Here is a 17,600-nt window from a genome sequence, read left to right as displayed (position 1 = left end):
CATGGAGTCTCTCCTTATTATCGGTGCCTTACTGGGCCTGCTTCTTTTGCGTGTGCCGGTTGCGTTTGCCATGGGCGCGCTTGGGGTCGTGCTGCTCTGGCTCAAGGGCTTCCCTCTGATCGCCGTACCTCAGCGTCTGTTCGGATCTATGGACAGTTTCGAGCTTTTGGCCGTGCCGCTGTTCCTTCTGATGTCAAATGTGCTGTTGAAGGGTGGCGTCGGCAGAGATCTTTTTGCCAGCGTGCAGGCTTGGGTCGGTCATTGGCCCGGAGGGTTGGGTGTAGCGACAATCATGAGCTGCACGTTGTTTTCCGCAATTTCCGGTTCCTCGGTGGCAACCGCAGCAACAATCGGCACCGTCGCCATCCCCGAGATGGAAAAGCGCGGCTATGACCGCCCATTTGTGATGGGACAACTTGCTGCCGGGGGCACTCTGGGCATTCTGATCCCCCCATCCATTCCGCTGATTATTTATGGTGTCATCACCGAGACATCGATCCCAACCCTCTTCCTGGCCGGAATTGGGCCGGGTTTGTTTCTTGCGACACTCTTCATCATCTACGCCATGTTTTATTCGCGGGGCAAAGAGGGTTTGAAAGTCCAGCGTTTGCCGATGAAACAGAGATTGTTCGTGACACTCTATGCGCTTCCCACGGTCGTCCTGGCTTTGGCGATTATCGGATCAATCTATGCAGGCATTGCGACACCGTCGGAAAGCGCGGGCGTTGGGTTTGTGATCGCCATGTTCATGACCTTCGCAATGGGGCGTATGAACTTTACCAAGCTTCGAGTTGCCGTTCATGACTCGTTGAAAACAACTGCGATGATTTTCATCATCGTCGCAGGCGCCAAAGTGTTTTCCTACGCGATCACGCTTTACCTGATCCCGCAGTCGATCAGCAACTTTCTGACCGAAAATATCGCGAACCCAACGATGTTTATCTTTGCGGTCGGTCTCGTGTTGCTGATAATCGGCTTTTTCCTCGAAGCCCTGTCCATGATGTTGATCATGGTTCCGGTTCTTTTCCCGGCGCTTGGGGTCATGGGGATTGACCCGATCTGGTTTGGGATTTTCTTCGTGGTGCTCATTGAAACAGCGCTGATTACGCCACCTGTCGGATTGAACCTTTTCGTAATTCAGGCGGTTGGTAAGGCACGGTTGGAAGAGGTGATCAAAGGTGCCATCCCCTTTGCGTTGATCATGCTGTCAACAGCCGTCCTGTTGTGGTTCTGGCAGGACTTGGCTCTGTTCATTCCATATAGGCTGTTCTGAGGACGAAAGTACCGCAATCAATTGGTTCTTCACGGAAGAAATTTCTGTTGGCGGACCTGCCTTTGCTGTCTTTTTGATTTGCGATTTGTGGTAATTCTACGGGTAGAACTCTACCGTTTTACGTCAGAGCTCTGCGAGACATGGATAGCAAACTGCGCCTCATCATAGAAATTCACGTTCCCAGCTAGGTAGAGAGGTCTTTTGCGTTTTTAAGACGAGAAGGTTTGGCCCATTGATCAACGCAAGTCAGGCTTTGCGTCGGTCTGCCACGCCGCACACCGGTTCAAAAGCATCGTGTGATTTCGGTTTTGAAAGGTCCCTGACACATTTCATCGATAGGTCGGCTCCTAAATCTAAGTTGGGGCGTCGATGACAAAGCACCGCGCCAGACGTTGGAAACCGTCATGGGTGACCCGCGGCGAAGTCGAATTCGAGCGTTTGTATCGTGGTCATTCAGTCTAGCGGTGTTTTGCAAGCGATTGAGGGTAAGATGCGACAGTCTGGAAGCCGCGCCAATACCAAACAGAATACGGGCTCGCTGCACACGCACGTTGGTTAGGTCTGGCGCAACAAGCGACCGACGGTTCGGCCGACAACGAACTGTCCTTTCCCGCAGGGTGGCCAACATAGGTTATCGCAACGGAGTAACCGTTGGAGAAAACTATGATAATGTCCAATCTCGAAAGTGAAAGATTTGCGCCCGAAGCAGGTTTCCGCATCATTGTTCAGGTGCCGCATACCCACGCACAAAAGATCGTGGATGCGGTTCTGGTCGAAAACGCTCTGAAATACGGTGACTATGATCGTGTCACCTTTCGGGCCGCGCCTGGTGTGCAACAATTCCGATCATTGGGAAGCGGCCGCAACGCGGCAACGCAGGATGCGGTTGAGGTGCCCTGTGTCGAGCTGTCGTTCTTTCTGAGCGGAGACGAGGACAATGCTGTGGGGGTTCTCCAGAGCATTTACTTCTCACACCCATATGAAGAGCCGGTGATATTCGTGCAGCCATGCGTGCGGACGTTGCACATCCGGGGAACGGACGAAGACAATCCAAACAGGTTCTGGAACAATAAAGCCGACGACTGGGTGCCAGAGGAGCACCGGTGAACCGACCACACTTTCTTAGCCCTGCGATCTGTCAATTAGGCCTAAACAGACTTTGGATACTTTTCAGCGTCCTAAAGTTGTTGCTTGGAATTGTTCCGCTTGTCGATCCGGCTCGCTAAGATAGGGTCTGAGGCAACAAGCAGGAATAACCGATGCGCAGCGCAACCTTCACCACCCTGGCGGCAATTGTTCTAGGGATTTTTTTGACTACTGAATCTGCAACGGCGGCCTCCCTTGGACGATACGAGGTTTATGGTGTCGAAGAGGGTGACATGCTGAAGATGCGTGCGGGGCCGGGAACAGGTTACATAGTAATCGTTGGCCTTCCAAATGGGACTGCCCTGCGGGTTCACAGCTGCGAACAAACCGGAAGCACGCGTTGGTGCCGAGTGTCGCTGGATCGTGTGCGTCAGCTCAAGGGATACGTGTCTTGGGCTTATTTACGAAAATTATGATGTGACAATTCCAGAGGGCGCAGCTTGTCCACTGCTGCTGCTGGAAAAACTGTCTTCGCTGTGGGGCAGCCCGGCGACTATGCTTCTTAGTCGCTGTGAGCATCACTTTTGCTAGACCAGTCGCGACCCTGCCGAAAATACCTGTTTCCAAGGGATAATTGAGTAGGTTGCGCGCAAGCCTGTCTCCCAGAACGGATCTTCTCGGACCAGGCTTTCCGCGACATCAATCGAGGCCACATCGACAACCCAAAGCCCATCGCGCCCTTGTCTTTCTGGGTCAGACAGCGGACCGGCAGCCTCAATTTTGTTTGCGTGACGTTCGAGGAAACTGAGATGCTGCGCCATGTGGTTTTTGCGTATGTCAGGGTCTGCATGTGGTGCGTCTTCGAAGAGGATGATGAATTTCATTTGGTTCTCTCCAATTTGGAACATCACTACTTGTGCACAGCAGATACGCCGATTGAATTTAAATTCTTGCCTACTTAGCCTGCAAAGATGCAGAGCACAAACTGGGACGACCTCAGATTTTTTCTGGCTCTTTTTCGTGGTGGCAAGCTGAAGGCGGCCGCTCAGGCGACAGGGGTGAACGAAACGACGGTGGCACGCCGGGTTAAGGCGCTGGAGTCTGACCTTGGCGCCACACTGTTTCTGCGCAGCGCGGCAGGACAATACGAACCCACGGATGTTGCTTTGGACATTCTCAGCCACGCTGAGACTATGGAAGCCGCAAGCCGGGCGCTGCAGGCGTGTTCAGATCGGGCAGCAGACCACGTGTCAGGTGTGGTTCGGATCACGTCTGTCCCGATCATCATCAATCGTGTGCTCGTATTCCAAATTGGCAAGATTGCCCGGCGGCACCCGCATTTGACAGTCGAGTTGGTTCCAAACTCGAACAATCTGGACCTTTCAAAGCGCGAAGCGGATCTGGCTCTCCGGTTCGCGCGGCCTGATGGAGGCGGCTTACGTATCAAGGCCCAGAAACTGGGAGAGCTGCGATTTGGCGTATACGTCAGTCGAAAGCTCTCTGATGACGAGGCCGAAAATCTGGGTTGGATCACCTATGAGGATACCAGCGCCAGCCTGCCACAGGCACAATGGCTAGAGAAAGCGGCCTCTGGGGCTGGCGCGCGGCGAGCCAATGTTTGGGTGGCGGATATCGAAACCGCACAGGAGGCGACGGCACGCGGTCTGGGTAAGACACTGTTGCCATCGCTCATCTCGGATGCTGACCACAGGCTGCGCACGCACGTATCTAGCGGTCAGGCGAAACCGGTCTTTCGCGATGTATGGCTATTGTCACATGTTGACCAAACCGGGCGTTTAACTGTAGCCGCTACGAAACGGTGGCTGGCTGATATCAATTGGTCCTGTCTGGACTGAGCGACGTATCATCCGGCAGTGAATGCTATACCAGCGGAACGCAAGGGAGCATTGTCTTGATCAAAGCGTTCCGCAACGGTATCTCCCGTACCCGTTCTCGCTAGCCTAAGGAGCGCTTTGATCGAACAGGTCGATGGTTTCAGTTTGGATTTCCAAATCCTCCATGGCGCCTTCGACCAAAGACCTTGGAAGCTCTGCCAAGCAAGGTCGGGCCCCGGCCTTTATGTTGGAGAACTCACGCAGGATGGTTCGGCACATGATGCCAGGCACAAAAGGGCCATGCCCTTTTTCGGCGATCAACCTCCACGTGCGTACAACGTTTTGGCCGTTCAACCTTCCTGAAACACTCACCTGCATACCGCCGCGGTCACTGCCAAAAGGGTAAAGCGCTTTCGAGAGCACGTAGAGCGTAGAATACGCAACGTTCGGTAATTCAAAGCGCCCGTGCCGCCTCAGTCTGGCCAGCAGTTGCAACGCCCAGTTCATCACCGAAAGCTCCATCCCGGCGCGGAACATGACGCTTTTTGCGCCCGTCTTTTCGGGAAGAAGCATGATATCGGGGACTTCTACGCTGTATCCGGTGCGCCTTAGATCGGGTGCCAGATCATAAACCTTGCGGTCCGTCCATCCGGTGATCGTTTGCCAGACTCCGTCGCGCCACACCTGATATGGTCGCCCGACACCGCTCACTATACTTTTGATAACGGATAAACCGCGTGGCGCCCGATTGCCTGGAAGGATTGCGATGTCGATCTGGTCAGCGTCCTCCATGTCAGTGAGGAGGTCCACGACGATGCTTGAGGACAGCCCGGGTACGCTGGATGCGCCGGAAAGTGCGAAAACACCAGCAGCCTTGGCTTCGGCGTTTAAGGCTGAGATTCCTTTCGTGAACTGGGCGCTGTCCGACAAGTCGAGGTAATTGACCCCATGGATGATGCAGAGCCTCGGGACCCTATACGGGTCTTCTTCGTAGTGCTGAAAAGGTCCGGCTGCATCGATTACCACGTCCGGCTCAACTTCGAACAAAACCGCTGGTGCTGTGCGGAGGTCCAGCTTCAGGGTCCGGGCACCGATTTCTTGCGCCAGAACGCGGGCTTTCTCAGGGCGCCGTCCGGCCAGCCAAAGCTGATGCCCGTCTCGTGCCAGTAGGCGCGCGGTGAGGGCTCCAAAAACACCGTATCCTCCGATGATCACGACCTTCATGACGGGAAATTTCCGACAATGTCGGCATCGTGGAAGGTGGCGTCTTGCCAGATCAGCTCGCCAAATATCGGGTGCGCAAGTTCCAGGGTAAATCTGAACTGCCCGTCACCAAGTTCCTCGTGGCCAACTCGAAGTCCACCCGGGCAGGCCCACCGTGGTAAAGGAAGTCGCCTTTGCCCCAGTTTCAGAAAATAACGGTCACTGACGAAATACAGGCCGGTTCTTGTGCTTTCCAGCCTGAGTGAGATGCCAATCGCATAGCCGATGTATTCTTCTAACCCTGTGGGCCCGGCAAAGCGTTTGGAGCTGCCAACCATCTGCGGAAAACCTACGGCTCGACCGTATTGTCGGATCCAAAATTGCCCGCCTGTTGCTGCATCTTCCGTGACGGTGACAACAGCAGACCGACCGACAGAGGTTCGGTCAAAGGGCAGAGGGGCTCCTATAATCCGCAAAGTAAAGGCCAGCGCGCGTCCAAAGGTGTTCATCCGCATCTGGGTTACGCGGCCTTGATAGGCCAGGCTGGCATCACCCAGCAAACGCTTGCTGAACCGACGCTGAATTGCATTTGGCAGGCGGGCCCACGCAGTAGCCCCCAACAGCTTCTTGAAGCGATCGTCCCGGCGGGTGACCTCATCGGACTGCGGTTGAACAGGCCTTATACTGGGCGGGATGGCTTTTCCTTTGTTTGCGAGCATTCTGTTATTTCCGTTGTGAGAGAAATTAAGGATCAAATTTTTTAGCCGCTCTTTTTGCCTCCGGCGAAGTTCAGCAGAGACACGACTTTGGTTCCCATCTTCATCAACATCACCAGCTTTGGGCGGGGCACCGTCAGCATGTCGCGAAACCAAGTATCGGCCGTTGCCAGGAACTCTTGCATGTCTTGCATCCGCCGCAGCGCAGTTGGGTCCAGACCACTTTCGGTTTCGGCCTGTGTCACGCAGGCGCGCAAGGCTTGTGTTGCGGGATCAATCTCACGCTCTTTGCGCCCTTGAGCGATACGTATGCCCATTTCCCAGACATCCACCTCGGCCTCATAGTGTTCGCGCCGGTCTCCCGGAACGGGAACGCGCCGAATAAGCCGCCAACTCACCAGTTCTTTAAGAGAGTTGGACACGTTGGACCGCGCAATGCTCAACGACTCAGCAATTTGCTCAGCGTTGAGAGGTCTGGAGCTGAGATAGAGAAGCGCATGAATCTGCGCCACAGAGCGGTTGACGCCCCATTGATTACCCATATCGCCCCAGTAAAGAATAAACTGGCTGGCCGCGCTGGATTTCGTTATGTCTAAAGTTTCTGTCATGACAGAAATATCAGATACTATTGGGATGAAATCAAGACCTTCGTTGGTTCATAGACAAGATATCTGTCGCGAGAATGGCTGCCCCGCACCAATACACGACCAATTGACTGACTTGAGATGGTTATTCGGACTTTGCTTTCCTGGCGCTATATTGATGCAGAACATGTGCTAGCGAGCGACGGCTGTTGGCGACCCGTTCCCGAGTAAAATGTATTCAGGGACATATGCTTGGCTTCGCCCACATCGGCAGTGAGCACAGCGGGTTCGAAAGTAATAACAAAGTAACCAAAATGTCCTAAGGGGAGGGTTTGCAAAAAGGATTGCCAAACATATCCGTGCAGACACCCCGTGCGAACTCATCCGTACGCAGCAAGTACGCTTGCACCTGCCCGCGCGGTAAGCTCGCCTCCCAAAAGAGGCTGATACCTTTCGAAATTGGTCGACGCATTGTGCAATAAAGAGATCTGTCCGTGTTTGTCGGCACGCGGCAGACGGCTGAAATAGTCTCGTGATATTCGTTTGTTGCTGATATCAGGCGCTCACCGTCACGAAGTTGGTAGCCATCGTCGGTAGAAGCACGCGGGATACCAAAATCGCCCAGCTGGATTCCGTCTGGATTGAAGATGATTAACTCGTGGGGTTTGCGATACCAGTCATCGTCTTTCCAATTCTCGCATACCCTTAGTTCCCATGGTGTGATGTCTTGTGCCGTGCAACGGTTAATTGAAAGCCTATGCGTTCGGAAATTGATCGCTTCGATCTTAAGGTGCTTGGTGCCGTTCGAGGTGCCCCTACAAACTTTGCGCCGATGGCTTGGAGAAAAAAGGTATCGGCTGTCTTCGCGAATATCCGCGCCAACATATAGCGTCATGTTCTTGTTCCAGGCAGCTGACGCTTTAATTCCTGATAGTATCAAGGGAATCCGCTTGTTGGTGCAGTGCAGTGAAGCAGGCCGGCGCTCCCATCGCTCAAATGCCACAATCCCCGCGAGGCCGATTGGCAGGGCGAGAATTCCAACAATATTGGCAGCCATAAGATATCGCCCGTTTAATCCGAGCGATCTTGCAATAAGCACAGCCGCGCGTGCGATGACCGTCACGGGTAATACTTTGACGATCACGTCAGTCCAAGCGTTCCCTGCCAGAACCAACGTCCTCGGCACGTCAGCTGCCGAATAAGTCGCCACACCGAAACGGACGCCAAGATCGATCACAAAATAAGCAAAGCAAAGCGCGATAAACGCGCCCCAGTTGCGCATGGCAAACGGAAGATAGATGAAGGCCAAAAAGGCGACGATGTAAAATGTAAGCACAAGTTTAGTCTCTTAAGGAACCTGAAGTCAGTTCGACAATCCCAGGAGTTGAGCGACAGCAATGTCCCAACAGAAGCAGGGTGGCATGCTCTCACTCCTGAGTTTGCAATTCATCTCGTGTATAGGGACGGGATCTCGCAGTTTTTCCTGAGTGGTTGTGCAGGACTTTTGCAGACCGTGCGACGTTCTTGAGGTAGCCATATCCCAGCCGGACTGTCGGGTGCAAAATGGTCTTTGGAAAAGGTCACCAAGCTCGCGACGCATCACCAAAGGATCAGTTTTAGATGCCTATATGACTATAACGCAAAGTGGCACGCTCATTGAACGCGCCACCGGTCCTTACGGTGTTAGTGGATTGCCTGTAGTCAAAGCTCGCGCCAACGCAGAATGTTGGGTGAAAGGTTTGTCTACCGCCGTCTGGACGATATTGTTTGCAGGTTTGAGTATGCCGTTCGGAAACGGTCTTTTGCCTCGTTGAAGGCCTCGATCTTGGTTTTGTCAGGAAGCACCCGCTCACCAATTTTGGGTGGTTTGAGAATGTCTTCGGGCGAAGCTCCGGTTCCTGCGATCATTGCAAGGCGGGCTGCCCCAAGCGCGGCGCCAAACTCGCCTCCCTGCGGGAGTTCTATGGGCACGTCCAGAACGGTTGCAATCAGTTTAGCCCAGTACTTGGACTGCGTTCCGCCACCGATGCCGATCAGGCGGTCAATCCGGGCTCCGGTGCTTGCCAGCGCATCATACGAGTCACTCAGGCCATAGGCGACGCCTTCGAGCACCGCACAGGTCAAGTCGCTCTGGTCGGTGTCCTTCCCCAACCCTGTAAAGCTGCCGCGAATGTTGGCATCGTTATGCGGTGTTCGCTCTCCGGATAGGTAGGGGAAGAATTGCACGCGACCTGGTCCGCGCAATTCATTACCCAATTCGCGTGTTAGTTCGGAAGGCTTCCTACCGGTAATCTGACTCAGCCAGTTCAGGCTGTCCGTTGCCGACAACATGACACCCATCTGGTACCAGCGATCCGGAACCGCGTGGCAAAACGTGTGCAACGCAGAGGCCGGGGCAGGGTAATAGCCATCCCGCGCCGCCAGTAACACGCCAGACGTGCCAAGGGACAGAAACCCATCGCCCTCATTCAGAGCGCCCAAACCACAGGCCGCTGCAGCGTTGTCTCCGGCGCCACCCGCGACGACCACGCTGTTCCGAACGCCCCAATTTGCCGCCAGATTGGGCCGCAAAGTACCGGCGGGTTGGCAGCCTTCGACGAGTCGTGGCATTTGTGTTTCGCTCATTTGCCCGGCGGTCAACAGTGCCTCGGACCACGTGCGGCCTGATACGTCCAACCAAGATGTTCCAGCGCTGTCCGACATGTCGGCGACATAATCGCCCGTGAGATAGTAGTTCAGATAAGCCGCTGGCAGCAGAACTTTTGCGACGCGGGCGAAAGTGTCGGGCTCATGCTTTTTGACCCAAAGCAGTTTAGGGGCCGTGAAGCCGGGGAATACGATATTGCCCGAAATCTCGCGAATGCCGGGCAGGGCATCCAGATGCTTTGCTTCGATGTCAGAGCGTGTGTCATTCCACAGGATACACGGCCGGATCACGTCACCTTCAGAATCCAGCAGAGTTGCGCCATGCATATGGCCTGCGACGCTGACGGCACGGAGGTCAGCAAACTCAGGATGATTGTCGCGCAATTCACCAACAGCCTTTTCCAGCGCTGTGATCCAATCGGCAGGGTTCTGTTCGCTCCAGCCGGGGTGTTTGTGTTCGGATGGGTAAGTCTGCTCGGCCGACCCGATCACACTGCCATCTTCTGCCAGAAGTAGGGCGCGCAGCCCGGAAGTTCCCAGATCAATGCCAAGGTAGCTCATGCGACGTTACCCCTTATTTGTGCCCGTAATTCGTTTATTGTTTTTCCTGCTTTTTGCAAAGCGCAGGCGCAAGCGCCTCATAGGATGATATGATCACGTCAGCCCCTTGCTGGCGAAGAAACTCACCGTGCTGGTCTTCAATGCCGCGCAAGTGCGCCCCGCCGACAAACCCGGCACAGCACATGTTGGCCGCTTTGGCAGCGCGCACGCCAAAAGGTGAATCTTCGATCACAAGGCAACTTTCGGGGGCGACACCAACCTGAGCAGCGGCGTGCAGAAACAGGTCTGGCGCCGGCTTACCATGTTCGACTTGCTCCGAGCTAAAGACGTTTTCGAACAATGAGGTCATTTGCATCGCGGTCAGGGCAACGCCGATCCGTTCAAACGTACCGCTCGAGGCAATGCAGTAGGGAACATTCATTGAAGCCAAAACGCCCAGAAAGTCTTTGACATCGGAAATGGGTGAAAGCTCCCTGTGGAAACGCCGGAACAGCTCGGCCTGCCATTTTTGCGCAAAAGTGTTGGCGGAACCGGACGGACTGTGCTCGGCAACATAGGTTTCGATTGCCGCAAGAGATTTACCCAGAAATTTCTTTCGAACCTCTTGCGTCGGCAGGTCGATGCCATACTCCGTTAATGTTTCTCTCAGTGTAGAGAGCGAGATGATCTCGCTATCGGCAATAACTCCGTCAAAATCGAAGATGATGAGGTTGAATGTCTCAAGCGAGAGAGGAAGTTCGGAGCTTGTGGAGTTGTCTCCTGTCATCTCGCGCACCGTTACAGTGCGCGCCCGTCGGCACCGAACTGATGCAGCCGGTTTTCGGGGATTCGCACGCCGACGACTTGGCCAACAGGAGTATCATCATCGCCGCCGACACGCGCGACGATCTCGCTTTTGTCCGAGAGGGTCAGGTACAGCAAGCTCTCGCCCCCAAGCTGTTCCTTTACCCGGACCGTAGCGTCGGTATTGCCTTCGCCTTGTGGCAGCAGTTCAAGATGTTCGGGGCGGCAGCCAACAAAAGCGGCATCTGGCTTGATGGTCAGTCCATTTACTGTGCCACTGGGGGCAAACACATTCATGGCTGGCGAACCGATGAACTCGGCTACAAAGCGTGAACGTGGAGAGTGATACAACTCCATCGGAGTTCCGACCTGCTCGACACGCCCACCATTCAGCACAACGATCTTGTCGGCCATTGTCATGGCTTCAACCTGATCATGGGTCACATAGATCATTGTTGCGGCAAGTTGTTTGTGCAGGCCTTCCAGCTCGACCCGCATCTGCACGCGCAGTTTCGCGTCGAGGTTGGAAAGCGGTTCGTCAAACAAGAAGACCTTGGGGTTTTTGACTATGGCCCGACCAATCGCGACGCGCTGACGCTGACCACCAGACAGCTGAGAGGGCTTGCGGTCTAGGTAATCTTCCAGCTGCAGAATACGGGCCGCTTCTGTGATCCTTTCCTTTCGCAGGGCGGGTGCAAACCCGTTGACTTTCATGCCGAAATCCATGTTTTCGCGCACACTCATGTGGGGGTAAAGTGCATAGGATTGGAACACCATCGCCAGTTCGCGATCGGCAGGTTCGGCGTAGGTCACGTCGCGCCCGTCAATCTCAATGCGACCTGAGTCCGCACCCTCCAGCCCGGCCAGCGTTCGTAACAGGGTCGACTTGCCGCAACCCGATGGCCCGACGAACACAACAAACTCTCCGTCCTTGATGTCGAGACTGACATCAAATAGCGCCTGTGTTTCACCGTAAAACTTGTTGAGTCCTTCAATCTTGATGCCAGCCAAGGCAACCCCTCCCCAACGGCGAACGCTACGGTCCGCACGATATCTTTTGTTTATCAGTAGGAACAAATGTATTGACTTTCAAGTCGAAAAAATACTTTTGTATGAGTCAAGATGCAAAAGATGTTTCTGAACAGGGAGGAGAACTGAGAATGAAAACTCTTAGAAACTTGCTGGGTACTGCAGCCGTGGCCAGTATCGTCGCGACTGGTGCGGCCGTTGCAGATGATGGGTGGAGCCTAAAAAAGGCAGCTGAGCCTTACGCGGGCACAACCATTGACGTCGTCTTCCTTCTGCGTCCGGGCTATGAAGCGATCGAAGCCATGCTTCCTGCCTTCGAGGAAGAAACCGGCATCAAAGTCAATATCATCAAACATCCATACGAGAACGCTCTGGGCGAGCAGGTGCGAGATTTCGTGGCTGGCGGTGATCTTGATATCGCGCTGATTGACCTTGTCTGGATAGGTAACTTTGCAGAAAACGACTGGATCATTCCGCTGGCGGATGTGCAGGCAAAATTCCCAGACGCAGTTGACCCTGATCTGGACATTGACGACTTTTTCCCGCTGGTCCTGAACGCATTTGGCGGTTGGAATGACACGTTGTATGGCCTGCCATTCGACAATTACTCCGGCCTGATGTTCTATAACCGCTGTATGCTGGAAGAGGCAGGGTTCGATGGTCCGCCCGAAACTTGGCAGGAGCTTAAAGACACCTACGGCCCGGCGCTGACAAAGGATGGCAAATACGCTTTCGCGCTGCAGTCCAAGCGAAACGAAACCCAGTCCGCCGACAGTTTTGCACGGGTGTTGTGGCCGTTCGGCGGATCGTTCCTGGATGACGAATTCAAGTCCAACTTGATGAGCGACGAAAGCCAGGCAGGTCTGAAATTCCGTCAGGATCTGATGGAGTACATGCCTGATGGCATTGTTGCCTATGACCACGCTGAAACCGTCAACGGGTTCAGCCAAGGCGACATCGCGATGATCACCGAATGGTCGGCCTTCTATTCTTCGGTCGTCTCGCCCGAGACGTCTAAAGTGGCCGATTGTGTTGAAATCGCGCCCGAGCCAACAGGGCCTGCCGGTCGTAAGCCCGCGCTGGGTGGCTTCTCGCTGGCGGTTGCCTCGCAAGCGGATGAAGCCGAGCAAGCAGCAGCGTATCTGTTCATCCAGTGGGCGACCTCGAAAGCCAATGCGCGCGAATATCTTGAACGCGGCGGCGTTCCAGCCCGTCAGTCCGTGTACAATGAAGAAGGTCTGGAAGACTTTAAATTTGTCCCGGCCTTGGTCGAAAGCTGGCAGGATGGAGTCCCGGAATTCCGCCCACGTTTCGCGGAATGGCCCGAGATTACCGAGATTGTTCAGGAATGGGGCACCAAGATGATGCTAGGTGAAGTCTCAACCGAGGAAGGTGCGCAGGAAATCGGCTCTCGTATGGAAGCGGTGCTGGAAGACGCTGGTTATTATTCCGGCGACAAGCCACTGGCCCAATAAAAACATCAAAAAGTGGGGCGCATCAGTGCGCCCCTACACAACCGGGAAAACCGGAGGACGGACATGCGCGGTCAGGTATCCCGCAAAACAATCTTTGCATTCATTGGCCCGGCGGTCATCGGTTTGGCCATCATCGGCATTGCGCCGTTGATGTACGCGGCGTGGACCTCGACACATTTCTACAACCTGACCAAACTTAAACGGGTCAAGTTCGTTGGGTTCGACAACTACTGGTCGGTGCTAACGGATGAGGTGTTCTGGCAGGCAATGGGGCGTACGTTCTTTCTGCTTGGAACGGCGCTGCCGCTGCAGATTGCGCTGGGTCTGGGCATTGCGTTGGTGCTGCATCAGCCGGGTTTGACTTTGGTGAAAACACTGGCGCGGCTCAGCCTCGTTCTGCCAATGGCCACCACCTATGCGGTGGTGGGTCTGCTGGGGCAGGTGATGTTCAACCAAAAATTTGGCGTCGTGAACCAGTTGCTGGGAGGTGCGGATATCAACTGGATCGGCGACCCGCAAAACGCCTTTGCGATGATCATCTTCTGGGACGTCTGGCAATGGACACCGTTCGTGGCGCTGGTGCTGCTGGCGGGCCTGACGATGGTCCCGGGTGAGGTGGAAGAGGCTGCGCGGCTGGAGACCAAGTCTAAATGGATTGTCCTGCGCTATGTGCAGCTGCCTTTTCTGCTGCCGGGTCTGGTCGCAGTTCTGATCCTGCGCACGGCGGATACGCTGAAACTGTTCGACATGGTGTTCACCCTGACGCGCGGCGGGCCGGGATCGTCGACCGAGTTCATCTCGCTCATGATCCAGCGGGTTGGCTTTCGCGGATTTGATCAGGGGCTGGCCTCGGCGCAGGCGATCATTCTGCTGATCATTACCATTGTATTGGCGCAGATCTACATCCGCGTCTTCTACAAGGAGGTCTGAGCCATGACGACTACCCGTTCATACTGGTCCCAGATCGCCTTGCTGGCCGTGATCATTCTGGTCTGTGTCTTTCCGTTCTATTGGATGGTCACGACCTCACTGAAAACTCAGGTGGTTGCGCTCGAGTCGCCTCCGGTCTGGGTATTCGAGCCGACGCTGGCCAACTATCGTGAAGCACTGTTTGACGACGGTGTGCTGCGGACGCTGATTAACTCTTTGATCATCGCGATCTCGACAACTTTGCTAGCGCTGGTTCTGGGAGTGCCTGCTGCTTTCGCGCTGGCCCGGTTCGAGTTCCGGGGCAAGAAGGACTTGTGGTTCTGGTTCATCACCAACCGGATGGTTTCCCCCATCGTTCTGGCGCTGCCGTTCTTTCTGATCGCCAGAAACCTGTCCTTGCTCGACAAGCACATCACGCTGATCCTGATTTACCTGACCTTCAATCTGCCGATCGTCATCTGGATCGTGACGGATCAGTTCCGCGGCATCCCTTATGATCTGGACGAGGCCGCGCGACTGGAAGGCGCTTCGCAGTTCACCATCATGCGCAAGATTTGCCTTCCACTGGCCATGCCGGGGGTTGCGGTCTCGGCCATCTTTTCTTTCATCTTCTCATGGAACGAGCTGATGTTCGGCCTGATCCTGACCCGGACCGAGGCCAAAACGGCCCCCGCAATGGCCGTGTCCTTCATGGAAGGGTACAACCTTCCCTACGGTAAGATCATGGCCACATCGACCCTGATCGTGATCCCGGTTCTGATCTTCGCATTAATCGCCTCCAAGCAACTGGTGCGTGGCCTGACGATGGGAGCTGTGAAATGAAACCGTCAACCACTCCCTTTCCCTTCGTGTTGCGGTAGAACGAAACGAAAAGGAAAGGAAATCTATGTCACGCTATATCAAACTCGATCAGATCGACCCGGAAGAACAGCTGCTGGTGCGTCTGTGCTGGGCCTGCGAGGTCGAGGGCATGACACAGGCAGATGCGGCCGAGCGGTTCGGCACCACGCGGTTGCGTGTCAACAAAGCCCTCAGCGAAGCGCGGCGCCGGGGTATTCTGCGGGTAAGTGTGGATTCTGTCTTTGCGGCCGCGGCGCAACTGGAATGGGAGCTGGAACGGCAATTCGGCCTTACCCGAGCGGTTGTGGTGCCTTCGCCCGAAGACCGGGTGTCGGTGACCCCGTTGGTTGCCGCAGGGCTAGGCGCGCATCTGGGCGAAGTGTTGAGTGACCCCAATCTGACGCATTTTGGCATGTCCTGGGGCAATACCCTGAACCTTGCGACGCGGCATATGCAGCCGTTAGACCGCCCTGATCTAGAGATTGTGTCGATCATGGGCGGTGTCTCGCGCGGATCGGACGTGAACGGTTATGAGATCACCACGCGGCTCGCCGATCTTTGCAATGCCGAACACAGCTTTTTCACCGCGCCGCTTTATGCGGGCAGCCCGAAAAGCCAAGCGCTGTTCATGGAACAGGACGTGATCCGGGATATGCTGGAAAAGATACGTTCATGCGGTGCGATTGCGCTGGCGACGGGCGATCTGGAAAGCTCCTTGCTGGTGCGTGACGCCTTGCCCAACGGGGTTGATCCGGCAGATCTGATCGCCAAAGGCGGGGTGGGCGATATCACCGGACATATCCTGAACGCGGATGGTGATCTGATTGAGCATCCGTTGAACCAATGCGTCATCGGGCTGTCGCTGGATGAGATGGCCGAGATCGACAATGTTATTCTAGCCGCCGGTGGCCTGCACAAGACGCCGATCATTGCTGCGGCCCTGAAGCGTGGATTTGTCGACACTCTTGTTACCGATGAGAACACGGCAGCCGCTTTGCTTGAAACCAGAAAAACATAAGAGAGGTGTAGGATGGCCAAAGCTCTGGTTCTGGAAAAAGCCCGCAGCCTTGCGCTGCGCGAGATCGAGCTGGCCGAGACCTTGGGCCCCGAGGATGTCCGCATCGCGATAGATACGGTCGGGGTCTGTGGCAGTGATGTGCACTACTACCTCCATGGCAAGATCGGACCCTTCGTCGTCAATGCGCCCATGGTGCTGGGGCACGAAGCAGCGGGTGTGATCACCGAGGTCGGCGCAGACGTGACTGGTCTGACGGTCGGTGATCGTGTCTGTATGGAGCCCGGTATCCCAAACACCAGATCCAAGGCCGCAAAGCTGGGTGTCTACAATGTGGACCCGTCTGTCCAGTTTTGGGCCACTCCGCCGGTGCACGGTTGCCTGACCCCCTCGGTCGTGCACCCTGCGGCGTTCACTTATCGTCTGCCTGACCATATCAGCTTTGCCGAAGGGGCAATGGTTGAACCCTTTGCGATAGGGATGCAGGCTGCCACCAAAGCCCAGATTAAACCGGGTGACGTGGCTTTGGTCACAGGTGCAGGCCCGATTGGGATCATGGTGGCTTTAGCAGCGTTGGCAGGAGGCTGCGCCAAGGTCTATATCTCTGATCTGGTTGAAGAAAAGCTATCGGTTGCTGCGCGATACGACAATATCGAGCCTATCCTGATCGGTCGCGATGATCCGTCCGCCGTTTTGCGCGAAGCGACCGAAGGCTGGGGCGCGGATGTGGTGTTTGAATGCGCGGGTGCGGCGGCCTCAATCCAGACCGCGCTCGACGCGGTGGCCCCTGCGGGTTGTGTAGTCTGGGTAGGCATGCCGGTTGATCCGGTGCCGGTGGATATCGTTTTGGCCCAGTCCAAGGAAATCCGGATGGAGACAGTGTTCCGCTATGCCAACATGTACGACCGGGCCATTGCGCTGCTGGGATCGGGCAAAGTGGACCTCAAGCCGTTGATTTCCGAGACGTTCGATTTCGACAACAGCGTCGAAGCCTTTGACCGCGCCGTCGAGGCCCGGCCAACGGATGTCAAAATCCAGATCAAGCTGGTCCAGTCATGACAAACGCACTGGACAGGCTGGCGGACCAGCTTCTGTCAGAGCTGCGACCCGGTTTGTCCGGGCAGGTTCTGACGCAGATCGCGCCGCTTTCACAAGCTTTTGCCGATGCTAGACGCATCTTGTGCTACGGCGTGGGCCGCGAAGGGTTGATGATGAAAGCGCTGGCGATGCGGCTTTTTCATCTGGGATGTGATGCTCATGTGGTGGGCGACATGACCGCGCCTCCGGTTGGGGCAGGGGATGTCCTGTTCGTCAGTGCGGGACCGGGGCATTTTTCAACCGTGGCCGCGCTGGTTCAAGTCGCGAGCAATGCGGGGGCCAAGGTTGTTTGCATCACGGCGGAACCCGAGGGTGCTGTTCCCAGTTCCGTTGATCTGACCATTCACCTTCCCGCGCAGACCATGGCGGCGGATCAGGGCAGCGACGCAACTTCGATCCTGCCGATGGGTTCGCTCTATGAGGCGCTCATGTTTTTGTTCTTCGAACTGCTCGTGCTGGATCTGCGAGACAGATTGGGTGTGTCACCCGAGGCCATGCGCGCCAATCACACAAATCTGGAATAGAG

The 17,600-nt window shown here is 55.4% G+C and carries 18 protein-coding genes; 10 read left to right on the top strand and 8 right to left on the bottom strand.

Annotated elements, in window-relative coordinates:
* The first annotated feature begins 1 nt into the window (after position 1).
* From ACXAGD_RS20060 to ACXAGD_RS20050, 3 genes are all read left to right on the top strand, one after another.
* A complete protein-coding gene (locus ACXAGD_RS20060) occupies positions 2-1,273 on the top strand; it encodes a TRAP transporter large permease (RefSeq protein WP_475213321.1) in 1,272 nt (423 codons plus the stop codon).
* Positions 1,274-1,942: 669 nt separating this feature from the next.
* Positions 1,943-2,380 (top strand): YqfO family protein, encoded by a 438-nt coding sequence (locus ACXAGD_RS20055; protein WP_475213319.1) that lies wholly within the window; start codon positions 1,943-1,945, stop codon positions 2,378-2,380.
* Between the two features lie 152 nt (positions 2,381-2,532).
* A complete protein-coding gene (locus ACXAGD_RS20050) occupies positions 2,533-2,835 on the top strand; it encodes an SH3 domain-containing protein (RefSeq protein WP_475213317.1) in 303 nt (100 codons plus the stop codon).
* A 111-nt stretch (positions 2,836-2,946) separates the two neighbouring features.
* Here the strand turns inward: ACXAGD_RS20050 and ACXAGD_RS20045 are convergent, their stop codons facing one another.
* Positions 2,947-3,243: a YciI family protein gene (locus tag ACXAGD_RS20045; protein WP_475213315.1), complete on the bottom strand. Its 297-nt coding sequence runs from the start codon at positions 3,241-3,243 to the stop codon at positions 2,947-2,949.
* An 87-nt stretch (positions 3,244-3,330) separates the two neighbouring features.
* Here ACXAGD_RS20045 and ACXAGD_RS20040 point away from each other — a divergent pair, with 87 nt between their 5' ends.
* Positions 3,331-4,215: a LysR family transcriptional regulator gene (locus tag ACXAGD_RS20040; protein ID WP_475213313.1), complete on the top strand. Its 885-nt coding sequence runs from the start codon at positions 3,331-3,333 to the stop codon at positions 4,213-4,215.
* A 105-nt stretch (positions 4,216-4,320) separates the two neighbouring features.
* Here ACXAGD_RS20040 and ACXAGD_RS20035 read toward each other — a convergent pair whose 3' ends face one another.
* From ACXAGD_RS20035 to ACXAGD_RS20005, 7 genes are all read right to left on the bottom strand, one after another.
* Positions 4,321-5,418, bottom strand: coding sequence for a saccharopine dehydrogenase family protein (locus ACXAGD_RS20035; RefSeq protein WP_475213311.1), 1,098 nt, complete (start codon positions 5,416-5,418; stop codon positions 4,321-4,323).
* Positions 5,415-6,116 (bottom strand): DUF4166 domain-containing protein, encoded by a 702-nt coding sequence (locus ACXAGD_RS20030; protein WP_475213309.1) that lies wholly within the window; start codon positions 6,114-6,116, stop codon positions 5,415-5,417. The genes ACXAGD_RS20035 and ACXAGD_RS20030 overlap by 4 nt, the downstream gene beginning before the upstream one ends.
* Positions 6,117-6,157: 41 nt before the next feature.
* Positions 6,158-6,721 carry a GbsR/MarR family transcriptional regulator gene (locus ACXAGD_RS20025; protein ID WP_475213307.1) on the bottom strand — a complete coding sequence of 188 codons (564 nt, stop codon included), beginning with the start codon at positions 6,719-6,721 and terminating at the stop codon, positions 6,158-6,160.
* Between the two features lie 295 nt (positions 6,722-7,016).
* Positions 7,017-8,033 carry a hypothetical protein gene (locus ACXAGD_RS20020; RefSeq protein WP_475213305.1) on the bottom strand — a complete coding sequence of 339 codons (1,017 nt, stop codon included), beginning with the start codon at positions 8,031-8,033 and terminating at the stop codon, positions 7,017-7,019.
* A gap of 407 nt (positions 8,034-8,440) precedes the next feature.
* Positions 8,441-9,904, bottom strand: coding sequence for a xylulokinase (xylB, locus tag ACXAGD_RS20015; protein WP_475213303.1), 1,464 nt, complete (start codon positions 9,902-9,904; stop codon positions 8,441-8,443).
* Positions 9,905-9,938: 34 nt separating this feature from the next.
* Positions 9,939-10,670 (bottom strand): HAD family hydrolase, encoded by a 732-nt coding sequence (locus ACXAGD_RS20010; protein ID WP_475213301.1) that lies wholly within the window; start codon positions 10,668-10,670, stop codon positions 9,939-9,941.
* An 11-nt stretch (positions 10,671-10,681) separates the two neighbouring features.
* On the bottom strand, positions 10,682-11,698 hold the full coding sequence (locus tag ACXAGD_RS20005; protein ID WP_475213298.1) for an ABC transporter ATP-binding protein: 1,017 nt from the start codon (positions 11,696-11,698) through the stop codon (positions 10,682-10,684).
* 149 nt (positions 11,699-11,847) lie between these two features.
* Between ACXAGD_RS20005 and ACXAGD_RS20000 the strand changes: the two genes are divergently transcribed.
* The 6 genes from ACXAGD_RS20000 (at position 11,848) to ACXAGD_RS19975 (ending at position 17,598) form a co-directional block, all read left to right on the top strand.
* Positions 11,848-13,191 carry an ABC transporter substrate-binding protein gene (locus ACXAGD_RS20000; RefSeq protein ID WP_475213296.1) on the top strand — a complete coding sequence of 448 codons (1,344 nt, stop codon included), beginning with the start codon at positions 11,848-11,850 and terminating at the stop codon, positions 13,189-13,191.
* Positions 13,192-13,254: 63 nt separating this feature from the next.
* The gene (locus tag ACXAGD_RS19995; protein WP_475213294.1) at positions 13,255-14,121 is read left to right on the top strand and encodes a carbohydrate ABC transporter permease; all 867 of its coding nucleotides are present in this window, start codon (positions 13,255-13,257) and stop codon (positions 14,119-14,121) included.
* A 3-nt stretch (positions 14,122-14,124) separates the two neighbouring features.
* Positions 14,125-14,943: a carbohydrate ABC transporter permease gene (locus ACXAGD_RS19990; RefSeq protein WP_475213292.1), complete on the top strand. Its 819-nt coding sequence runs from the start codon at positions 14,125-14,127 to the stop codon at positions 14,941-14,943.
* Positions 14,944-15,007: 64 nt separating this feature from the next.
* Positions 15,008-15,979 (top strand): sugar-binding transcriptional regulator, encoded by a 972-nt coding sequence (locus ACXAGD_RS19985; protein ID WP_475213290.1) that lies wholly within the window; start codon positions 15,008-15,010, stop codon positions 15,977-15,979.
* A 12-nt stretch (positions 15,980-15,991) separates the two neighbouring features.
* Complete coding sequence (locus ACXAGD_RS19980) at positions 15,992-17,035, top strand: NAD(P)-dependent alcohol dehydrogenase (protein ID WP_475213287.1); 1,044 nt, start codon at positions 15,992-15,994, stop codon at positions 17,033-17,035.
* The gene (locus ACXAGD_RS19975; RefSeq protein WP_475213285.1) at positions 17,032-17,598 is read left to right on the top strand and encodes an SIS domain-containing protein; all 567 of its coding nucleotides are present in this window, start codon (positions 17,032-17,034) and stop codon (positions 17,596-17,598) included. Before ACXAGD_RS19980 ends, ACXAGD_RS19975 begins: the two co-directional genes overlap by 4 nt.
* The last annotated feature ends 2 nt before the right edge of the window (positions 17,599-17,600 follow it).

The organism is Ruegeria sp. ABF4_144, assembly GCF_056160045.1.
The sequence above is the reverse complement of the archived record's forward strand: the minus strand, read 5'-3'. Positions and strand labels throughout refer to the sequence as shown.

Excerpts from the sequence above, each read along its gene's own strand:
- ACXAGD_RS20040 (WP_475213313.1), top strand. The coding sequence starts at position 3,331 with ATGCAGAGCACAAACTGGGACGACCTCAGATTTTTTCTGGCTCTTTTT.
- ACXAGD_RS20045 (WP_475213315.1), bottom strand. The coding sequence starts at position 3,243 with ATGAAATTCATCATCCTCTTCGAAGACGCACCACATGCAGACCCTGAC.
- ACXAGD_RS20035 (WP_475213311.1), bottom strand. The coding sequence starts at position 5,418 with ATGAAGGTCGTGATCATCGGAGGATACGGTGTTTTTGGAGCCCTCACC.
- ACXAGD_RS20060 (WP_475213321.1), top strand. The coding sequence starts at position 2 with ATGGAGTCTCTCCTTATTATCGGTGCCTTACTGGGCCTGCTTCTTTTG.
- ACXAGD_RS20025 (WP_475213307.1), bottom strand. The coding sequence starts at position 6,721 with ATGACAGAAACTTTAGACATAACGAAATCCAGCGCGGCCAGCCAGTTT.
- xylB (WP_475213303.1), bottom strand. The coding sequence starts at position 9,904 with ATGAGCTACCTTGGCATTGATCTGGGAACTTCCGGGCTGCGCGCCCTA.
- ACXAGD_RS19995 (WP_475213294.1), top strand. The coding sequence starts at position 13,255 with ATGCGCGGTCAGGTATCCCGCAAAACAATCTTTGCATTCATTGGCCCG.
- ACXAGD_RS20010 (WP_475213301.1), bottom strand. The coding sequence starts at position 10,670 with ATGACAGGAGACAACTCCACAAGCTCCGAACTTCCTCTCTCGCTTGAG.
- ACXAGD_RS19975 (WP_475213285.1), top strand. The coding sequence starts at position 17,032 with ATGACAAACGCACTGGACAGGCTGGCGGACCAGCTTCTGTCAGAGCTG.
- ACXAGD_RS19980 (WP_475213287.1), top strand. The coding sequence starts at position 15,992 with ATGGCCAAAGCTCTGGTTCTGGAAAAAGCCCGCAGCCTTGCGCTGCGC.
- ACXAGD_RS20030 (WP_475213309.1), bottom strand. The coding sequence starts at position 6,116 with ATGCTCGCAAACAAAGGAAAAGCCATCCCGCCCAGTATAAGGCCTGTT.
- ACXAGD_RS20050 (WP_475213317.1), top strand. The coding sequence starts at position 2,533 with ATGCGCAGCGCAACCTTCACCACCCTGGCGGCAATTGTTCTAGGGATT.
- ACXAGD_RS19985 (WP_475213290.1), top strand. The coding sequence starts at position 15,008 with ATGTCACGCTATATCAAACTCGATCAGATCGACCCGGAAGAACAGCTG.
- ACXAGD_RS19990 (WP_475213292.1), top strand. The coding sequence starts at position 14,125 with ATGACGACTACCCGTTCATACTGGTCCCAGATCGCCTTGCTGGCCGTG.
- ACXAGD_RS20055 (WP_475213319.1), top strand. The coding sequence starts at position 1,943 with ATGTCCAATCTCGAAAGTGAAAGATTTGCGCCCGAAGCAGGTTTCCGC.
- ACXAGD_RS20000 (WP_475213296.1), top strand. The coding sequence starts at position 11,848 with ATGAAAACTCTTAGAAACTTGCTGGGTACTGCAGCCGTGGCCAGTATC.